Genomic DNA, 9,123 nt, shown 5'->3' on the forward strand with positions numbered 1-9,123 from the left:
CGGATACCACAGCGTTTTGACAGGCAACAAAAAGCCCACCAATCGGTGGGCTTCCTGTTTTCACCTGAAGATGATCAGAACAGCTTCATCTTCGGTGCTTCTTCTTTCAGTGCTTCGTTCTGCGCGGTCTGCGCATTCCAGCCGCCGCCCAAGGCCTTGTACAGGTTGACCGCACTGGTCAGCTGCGCGAGGCGGTCGGTGATCAGTGACTGTTGCGCACTGAACAGCTGACGCTGGGCATCGAGGAAGGTCAGGTTGCTGTCGACACCGATGCGGTAACGACGCTCGGCCAAGCGGTAGTAATCCTGGTTGGCCGCGACGAAGTCACGCTGCGCCTGCAACTGCTCGGTGTAGGTCTGGCGGGCCGCCAGGCCGTCGGCGACTTCCTGGAAGGCGGTCTGAATCGACTTCTCGTAGTTCGCCACGCCAATGTCCTTCTGGATCTTGGCGTAGTCGAGGCTGGCGCGCAGGCTGCCGGCGTTGAAGATCGGCAGGTTGATCTGCGGCTGGAACAGCCACGTCCCCGAACCACCCTTGAACAGACCGGACAGGTCCGGGCTCAGGCTGCCCGCATTGGCGGTCAGGCTGATGCTCGGGAAGAACGCGGCACGGGCCGCGCCGATGTTGGCGTTGGCCGCCTTCAGGTTGTACTCGGCTTGCAGGATGTCCGGACGACGTTGCAGCAAGTCCGATGGCAGACCGGCCGGTACGTCGCTGAGCAGGTCATCCGACAGCGGCTTCGCCCCTTGCAGGTTGGCCGGGATGCCGGTGCCGAGCAGCAGGGTCAGGCTGTTTTCGTCCTGCGCGACCTGGCGGGTATAACGCGCCAGTTGGGCCCGGGCGTTTTCCACGGAAGTACGCGACTGCGCCAGGTCGAGTGCCGAAGCCACGCCGACTTCGTTGCTGCGGCTGGTCAGCTTGTAGCTTTCCTCGAAGGCACCGAGGGTGTCCTGCGTGAGCTTGAGCAGTTCCTTGTCCGCTTGCCAGGTCAGGTAGGCGTTGGCCACGCTGGCCACCAGACTGATCTGGGTACTGCGCCGTGCTTCTTCGGTGGCGAAGTATTGTTGCAACGCTTGTTCGCTCAGGCTGCGAACGCGACCGAACAAGTCGAGTTCGTAGGCACTGATGCCGACGGTAGCGGAGTAGGAGCTGCTGATCGACGCTTCACCGGTCTGCGAGGCACGGGCCGGAACCCGCTGACGGCTGCCGTTGGCATTGGCCGACACCGCCGGAAACAGATCGGCACGCTGGATGCGGTATTGAGCCGCATAGGCGTCGATGTTCAGCGCCGCGACACGCAGGTCGCGGTTGTTTTCCAGGGCGACCTGGATCAGCTGTTGCAGGGCCGGGTCATGGAAAAACTGCTTCCAGCCTTGCTCGGCAGCCGCTTGTGCCGGAGCCTGGGCCGGCGAGTACGCCGGGCCCTGCGGGTACTGGCCCGCAACCGGTGCTTCAGGCTGCTGATAATCGGGGATCAGCGAGCAACCGCTCAGCACGAAGGCGGCGACTGCGATGGAGAGTAGCGACTTGCTCATTGGCCAGCCTCTTTAGGGGTTTCAGTCGTCTCGTCCTGGTCGGCGATTTTGCGCTGGCCGAGGGACGAAACCGTGACGAAGAACAGTGGGACCCAGAAGATCGCCAGGATCGTGGCGGTGATCATACCGCCGATTACCACAGTACCGATGGCATGCTGGCTACCCGAGCCGGCCCCGGTGGAGATGGCCAGTGGCACGACGCCCAGAATGAACGCCAGGGACGTCATGATGATCGGGCGAAGACGCATGCGGCACGCTTCGACTGCGGAATCGATCAGGCTGTTGCCCTGCTCGTGCAGCTCCTTGGCGAACTCGACGATCAGAATAGCGTTTTTCGCCGCCAGACCAATGGTGGTCAACAGACCCACCAAGAAGTACACGTCGTTGGACAGGCCGCGCAGGCTGGTGGCGAGCAATGCCCCGATAATCCCCAACGGCACTACGAGCACAACGGCGATCGGGATCGACCAGCTCTCGTACAGCGCCGCCAGACACAGGAATACCATCAGCAACGACAGCGCAAACAGCGCCGGAGCCTGGGAGCCTGCCAGACGCTCCTCATAGGACAGTCCGGTCCAGGAAATACCGACACCTTTAGGCAGCTTGGCAGCGATTGCCTCGACTTCAGCCATCGCTTCACCGGTGGAGTAGCCCGGTGCCGGGGCCCCGAGGATTTCCATCGCTTCCACGCCGTTGTAACGCGACAGCTTCGGCGACCCGTAGATCCACTCGCCCTTGGCAAACGCCGAGAACGGAACCATGGTGCCGGAGGCATTGCGCACGTACCACTTCTTCAGGTCTTCCGGGCTCATCCGCGAATCCGGCTGGCCCTGGACATACACCTTCTTCACGCGACCGCGGTCGATGAAGTCGTTGACGTAGCTACTGCCCAGCGCAATCGACAGCGTGTTGTTGATGTCGCTGATGGTGATACCCAGTGCACTGGCCTTCTCGTCATCGATTTCGAGCTGGAACTGCGGCTCGTCGTTCAGACCGTTTGGACGCACCTGCGACAGCACTTTGCTTTGCGCTGCCATGCCGAGGAACTGGTTGCGAGCAGCCATCAGTTGATCATGGCCGATACCGGCACGGTCCTGCAGGAACACGTCGAATCCGGTGGCGTTACCCAGTTCCAGTACCGCAGGCGGGGCGAAGGCAAACACCATTGCATCGCGGAAACTGAAGAAGTGCTGCTGGGCGCGGGCGGCGAGTTTGAACACGCTGTTGTCGGCGTTCCGCTCGTGCCACGGTTTGAGCATGATGAACGCCATACCCGAACTCTGACCACGGCCGGCGAAGTTGAAGCCGGTGACGGTGAACACCGACGAGACCGCGTCACCTTCGCCGCCATCCTTGCTCGGACGCAGCAGGAATTCACGCATTTCATCCACGACCACCTGCGTGCGCTGGGCACTGGAACCGGCCGGTGTCTGCACCTGGGCAAACAGTACGCCTTGGTCTTCTTCCGGCAGGAAGGAGGACGGTATGCGCAGGAACAGCCAGATCATACCTACGAAGATGATCACGTAAGCCAGCAGGTACGGGGCCTTGTGACGCAGGATATTGCCCACGCCTCGTTCGTAGCTTTTGACGCTGCGGTCGAATCCACGGTTGAACCAGCCGAAGAAGCCTTTTTTCGGTATGCCGTGCTCGCCATGGGGAATCGGCTTGAGCATGGTGGCGCACAGCGCAGGGGTAAAGATCAGGGCAACCAGTACCGACAATGCCATGGCCGAAACGATGGTGATGGAGAACTGCTTGTAGATCACCCCGGTTGAGCCGCCGAAGAACGCCATCGGCAGCAGTACCGCCGACAGCACCAGGGCGATACCGACCAGGGCTCCCTGGATCTGGCCCATGGATTTTTTGGTCGCTTCCTTCGGTGACAGGCCTTCCTCGCTCATCACCCGTTCGACGTTTTCCACCACGACGATGGCGTCGTCCACCAGCAAGCCGATGGCCAGCACCATGCCGAACATGGTCAGGGTGTTGATGCTGAAACCGGCGGCGGCGAGGATGCCGAACGTACCGAGCAGTACCACCGGCACGGTCATCGTGGTGATGACCGTGGCGCGGAAGTTTTGCAGGAACAGGAACATCACCAGGAACACCAGCACGATCGCTTCGACCAGGGTTTCAACCACACCCTTGATCGACTCGGTCACCACCGGCGTGGTGTCGTACGGGAACACCACTTCCATGCCTGGCGGGAAGAACGGCTTCAGGCTGTCGATGGTATTACGCAGGGCCTTGGCGGTGTCGAGGGCGTTGGCGCCGTTGGCCAGTTTGACGGCCAGGCCGGAAGCCGGGCTGCCGTTGAACTGGGCGCTGATCGCGTAGTTCTCACCACCGAGGCCGACGTCGGCGACGTCTTTGAGGCGAACCTGCGAGCCGTCCTTGTTGACCTTGAGCAGAATCTCTTTGAACTGCTCGGCGGTTTGCAGACGGGTTTTGCCGATGATCGTCGCGTTCAGTTGCTGACCCTGCACGGCAGGCAAGCCGCCGAGCTGGCCGGACGAGACCTGGACGTTCTGCGCCGCGATGGCAGTCTTCACGTCGATCGGGGTCAGGTTGAAGTTGTTCAACTTGGCCGGGTCGAGCCAGATGCGCATCGCGTACTGGGCACCGAAGACCTGGAAGTCACCGACACCGGCGGTCCGCGAGATCGGGTCCTGCATGTTCGACACGATGTAGTTGGACAAGTCGTCCTTGGTCATGCTGCCGTCACGCGACACCACGCCGATCACCAGGAGGAAGTTTTTCACTGCCTTGGTGACGCGGATACCTTGTTGCTGCACTTCCTGCGGCAGCAGCGGGGTGGCCAGGTTCAGCTTGTTCTGAACCTGAACCTGCGCGGTGTCGGAGTTGGTGCCTTGCTCGAAGGTCGCGGTGATGGTCATGCTGCCGTCGGAGTTACTTTCCGAGGACACATAACGCAGGTTGTCGATACCGTTGAGCTGCTGCTCGATCACCTGGACCACGGTGTCCTGCACGGTTTGCGCCGAAGCGCCCGGGTAGGTCACGGAGATCGCGATGGCCGGAGGCGCAATGCTCGGGTACTGGTTGATCGGCAGTTTCAGGATCGAGAGTGCCCCGACCAGCATGATCACCAAGGCAATTACCCAGGCGAAAATCGGACGGTCGATAAAAAATTTCGACATGAGTTACTCCCCTTTGCCGCCAGCGGCTTTGTCAGCTGCCTGAGCGGGGGCCGGGTTTTTGGTGCCGACGTTGGTCGCTTCGGTCGGTTTGACCTCGACGCCCGGTTTGACGAATTGCAGCCCTTCGGTGATGAGGCGATCGCCGGCCTTCAAACCGTCTTCGATCAGCCACTGGCTGCCGACAGTGCGGCTGGCCTTCAACTGACGCAACTCGACTTTGTTGTCCGGGCCGACGACCAGTGCGGTCGGCGTGCCTTTAAGGTCACGGGTCACGCCTTGCTGCGGAGCGAGGATAGCCGCGCTGTTCACACCTGCCTGCAACTGGGCGTGGACGAACATGCCTGGCAACAGGGTGTGATCCGGGTTCGGGAACACGGCGCGCAGAGTCACCGAACCGGTGGTCTGGTCGACCGACACTTCGGAGAATTCCAGCTTACCGTCGAGCTTGTATTGGCTGCCGTCTTCCAGGGTCAGCTTGACGGCGGCGGCGTTGTCGCCAGCTTTTTGCAGACGACCGCTTTCCAGTTCGCGGCGCAGCTCCAGCAGCTCCACCGAGGACTGGGTGACGTCAACGTAGATCGGGTCCAACTGCTGGATCACGGCCATGGCGTCGGTTTGACCATTGCTCACCAAGGCACCTTCGGTGACCGAAGAGCGGCCGATACGCCCGGAGATCGGCGCATACACCTTGGTGTAACGCACGTTGATCTGTGCGCTCTGCAACGCCGCTTCCGATTCCATACGGTTGGACACGGCGGTGTCGTATTCCTGACGGCTCACGGCCTGCTCATCGACCAGTTGCTTGTAGCGGTCGGAGATCGACTTGGTCGAACGCAGGCTGGCTTCGGCGCTTTTCAGGGTCGCTTCATAGACCGCCGGGTCAATCTGATACAGCTGCTGGCCGGCTTTGACGTCGCCGCCTTCCTTGAACAGACGCTTGAGGATGATGCCGTTGACCTGCGGTCGAACTTCAGCAATGCGGTACGCACTGGTGCGCCCCGGCAGTTCGGACGTGAGGGTGAACGCTTGTGGTTGCAGGGTGACGACGCCGACCTGAGGAGGCGGAGCGGCTGGAGCCGCTTCTTCCTTTTTACATCCGCTGAGCAGCGATGCCAGGGCGACGGCAGTGACCAGAGCGGTAACAGCTGGCTTGAATTGCATGAAGATCCTCGGGTCAGGCGCGCGAAAAACGCACAAGAAGTGTGGAAGGGTAAAAAACGGCTTCCGGGTGGATAAGTAGCTTGCTAAGGAATATACTTACGTTCATGGTTGTTTGTAAACACCTTGGCGTTGTACCCACCCTGTTACAAAACGCGTCGCAAGGTTTGAAATTGTAGGCCGGGGAGCCGATTCACGAGAGATCGCCCCCTCTTTATTCAGCGGATATTCAGCCATCCCTGAAACATCCTGTTTGAGGTTTTACTGCCATGGTCCGTCGTACCAAAGAGGAAGCTCAAGAAACCCGTAGCCAGATTCTGGAAGCGGCGGAGAAAGCTTTTTATGAAAGGGGCGTTGCGCGCACCACCCTGGCGGATATTGCGGCGTTGGCCGGCGTCACGCGCGGTGCTATTTATTGGCATTTCAGCAACAAGGCCGATCTGGTACAGGCCATGCTCGACTCCTTGCGGGAGCCGCTGGATGAGCTGGCTCGGGCCAGTGAAAGTGAGGATGAGCTGGATCCGCTGGGCTGCATGCGCCAATTGCTGATTCATTTGTTTCATCAAGTTGCGCTGGACCCGAAAACCCGGCGTATCAACGAAATTCTGTTTCATAAGTGCGAGTTCACCGATGAAATGTGCGATCTGCGTCAGCAGCGCCGGGAAGTCAGTCTCGATTGCAATGAGCGCATCGCGCTGACCTTGCGTAATGCGGTCAATCGCGGCCAGTTGCCGGAAGATCTCGACACCGCCCGTGCGGCCATCAGTATTCATGGCTATATTGATGGCCTCCTGTATGGATGGCTTCTGGCGCCGGACAGCTTTGAGCTGCATGCCGAGGCCGAGCGTTGGGTCGATACAGGGTTGGATATGCTGCGCCTGAGCCCCAGCCTGCGCAAATGAAACAAAATGCGTAATTGGCACAGCTTATGTCAATTGGCCGGCTTTTATATACGTTCGCGGCAGGGAGTTTATACGTAGCGAGCTACGCATTTTGTAGGGAATTTGTGTCTTCTGTGTGAACAAGTGTTGGCTGCTGCCCTCACCCTAACCCTCTCCCAGAGGGTGCGGTGACTGACCGTGTTGTTCATTCGAGTTACACCGACCTGAGATATCAGGGCCGAACTCCAGCTTTGAAAAGCACACAGATCTGCTCCCTCGCCCTTGGGAGAGGGCTGGGGTGAGGGGCCACGTACTCAGCCGCCCAATCAATCTCCAGGCGAACAAAAAAGCCCCCGGCTCTCACGAGTCGGGGGCTTTTGTCTTCCAACGTTACGGCTTACAGCGTCGGGTAGTCGATGTAGCCGATCGGGCCTTTGGCGTAGAACAGCTCTGGACGCGCCTCGTTCAACGGCGCATCCGCCTTCAGGCGTGCCGGCAGATCCGGGTTGGCGATGAACGGCACGCCGAATGCCACGGCATCTGCCTTGCCAGCCGCCAGCCAGGCGTTGGCGCTGTCTTTGGTGAAACGTTCGTTGGCGATGTACGGGCCACCGAAGGCGTCCTTCAGTTGTGGGCCGAGGCTGTCGGCGCCTTCTTTCTCGCGGGAGCAGATGAACGCGATACCGCGTTTGCCCAGCTCACGGGCGACGTAGGTGAAGGTTTCCGCCAGGTTGTCATCGCCCATGTCGTGGGAATCGGCGCGCGGTGCCAGGTGCACACCGACGCGGCCAGCGCCCCAGACTTCGATCGCCGCGTCAGTCACTTCCAGCAGCAGACGGGCGCGGTTTTCCAGGGAGCCGCCGTAGAGGTCGGTACGCTGGTTGGTGCTGCTTTGCAGGAACTGGTCGAGCAGGTAACCGTTGGCGCCGTGGATTTCCACGCCGTCGAAACCAGCCGCCTTGGCGTTTTCGGCACCGGTGCGGTAAGCGTCGACGATGTCGGCGATTTCAGCGGTTTCCAGAGCGCGCGGGGTTGGGTAGTCAGCCATTGGACGCACCAGGCTGACGTGACCTTTAGGCTGGATCGCGCTCGGCGCAACCGGGGTTTCACCGTTCAGGTACGACTCGTGGGAGATACGGCCAACGTGCCACAGTTGCAGGAAGATCTTGCCGCCGGCCGCGTGAATGGCCTTGGTCACGTTGGCCCAGCCACGCACCTGGTCATTGGACCAGATACCCGGGGTGTCCGGGTAACCGACGCCCATCGGTGTCACCGAAGTGGCTTCGGACAGGATCAGGCCGGCAGAGGCGCGTTGTACGTAGTACTCGGCCATCAGCGCGTTCGGCACACGGCCTTCGTCGGCGCGGCAGCGAGTCAGCGGGGCCATGATGATGCGGTTGGCCAGTTCGACGTCGCCGAGTTTGATCGGATCAAAAATAGTTGCCATGTCTACAACCCTCATAAGTAAAAGTTAATCAGTTGGTTGCCGGGGCCAGATCGGCGTTGCCGTTCTGACGGAAAGTGATCAGGGTCACCAGCAGGGCGAGCACTGCCAGCGCGGCGGCTGCGAGCGGCACGCTGGTCAGGCCGTAGCCGTGCGCGATGACGGTGCCGCCGACCCAGGCGCCAAGGGCATTGCCGACGTTGAACGCGCCGATGTTCAGGGTCGAAACCAGGTTCGGTGCCGCTTTGCCGAAGGTCACCACGTTGACTTGCAGTGCCGGCACGGCGGCGAAACAGGCGGTGGCCCAGAGGAACAGGGTGATTTCTGTCGGGATCAGCGCGACGCTGGTCCAGGTCAGCACGGTGGAGACCACGGCCATGGCGATGAATACGCCGATCAGCGTGGCGGCCATGCCTTTGTCGGCCAGCTTGCCGCCGATGATGTTGCCGACCGTCAGGCCCAGGCCGATCAGCATCAGCGTCCAGGTCACGCCACGGGGCGACACGCCGGTGACTTCGCCGAGCAGCGGCGCCACGTAAGTGAACAGGGTGAACACCGAGGCGGCGAACAGCGCGGTCATGCTCAGCGACAGCCAGATCCCGGCACCTTTGAGGGCGGCGAGTTCGGCGCGCATGTCGAGTTTTTCTTCGTCACGCTTGGCCGGCAGGAAGCGGATCAGGCCGATCAGCGCGATCACGCCGATAACGGTCACCGCCCAGAAGGTCGAGCGCCAGCCGTATTGCTGACCCAGCGCAGTGCCCAGCGGCACACCGAGGACGTTGGCCAGGGTCAGGCCGGTGAACATCAGGGCCACGGCCGAAGCGCGTTTGTTCGCCGGCACCAGATTGGCCGCCACCACCGAACCGATACCGAAGAAGGCACCGTGGCACAGCGCAGTGATCACGCGGGCAAACATCAGCACGTTGTAGTCACTGGCGATGGCG

The 9,123-nt window shown here is 61.0% G+C and carries 6 protein-coding genes; 1 reads left to right on the top strand and 5 read right to left on the bottom strand.

The window, feature by feature from the left end; genetic code table 11:
- Window positions 1-74: 74 nt before the first annotated feature.
- The 3 genes from emhC to emhA are packed head-to-tail and all read right to left on the bottom strand — an operon-like array spanning window position 75 to window position 5,857.
- Window positions 75-1,535, bottom strand: coding sequence for an efflux RND transporter outer membrane subunit EmhC (gene emhC, locus DBR24_RS00020; protein WP_123465341.1), 1,461 nt, complete (start codon window positions 1,533-1,535; stop codon window positions 75-77).
- A complete protein-coding gene (gene emhB / locus DBR24_RS00025) occupies window positions 1,532-4,696 on the bottom strand; it encodes an efflux RND transporter permease subunit EmhB (RefSeq protein WP_123465343.1) in 3,165 nt (1,054 codons plus the stop codon). Before emhB ends, emhC begins: the two co-directional genes overlap by 4 nt.
- A gap of 3 nt (window positions 4,697-4,699) precedes the next feature.
- Window positions 4,700-5,857, bottom strand: coding sequence for an efflux RND transporter periplasmic adaptor subunit EmhA (emhA, locus tag DBR24_RS00030; protein ID WP_123465345.1), 1,158 nt, complete (start codon window positions 5,855-5,857; stop codon window positions 4,700-4,702).
- A gap of 266 nt (window positions 5,858-6,123) precedes the next feature.
- Between emhA and emhR the strand changes: the two genes are divergently transcribed.
- Window positions 6,124-6,756 carry an efflux system transcriptional repressor EmhR gene (gene emhR, locus DBR24_RS00035; protein WP_123465348.1) on the top strand — a complete coding sequence of 211 codons (633 nt, stop codon included), beginning with the start codon at window positions 6,124-6,126 and terminating at the stop codon, window positions 6,754-6,756.
- 376 nt (window positions 6,757-7,132) lie between these two features.
- Here the strand turns inward: emhR and DBR24_RS00040 are convergent, their stop codons facing one another.
- Window positions 7,133-8,182, bottom strand: a complete 1,050-nt coding sequence (locus DBR24_RS00040) for an alkene reductase (RefSeq protein ID WP_128613516.1) — start codon at window positions 8,180-8,182, stop codon at window positions 7,133-7,135.
- Window positions 8,183-8,210: 28 nt separating this feature from the next.
- On the bottom strand, window positions 8,211-9,123 hold a 913-nt coding region (locus DBR24_RS00045), incomplete at its 5' end, for an MFS transporter (protein ID WP_146188915.1).

The sequence above is a fragment of the Pseudomonas sp. HMWF006 genome, assembly GCF_003061205.1.
GTDB classification, from domain to species: Bacteria; Pseudomonadota; Gammaproteobacteria; order Pseudomonadales; family Pseudomonadaceae; genus Aquipseudomonas; species Aquipseudomonas monsensis.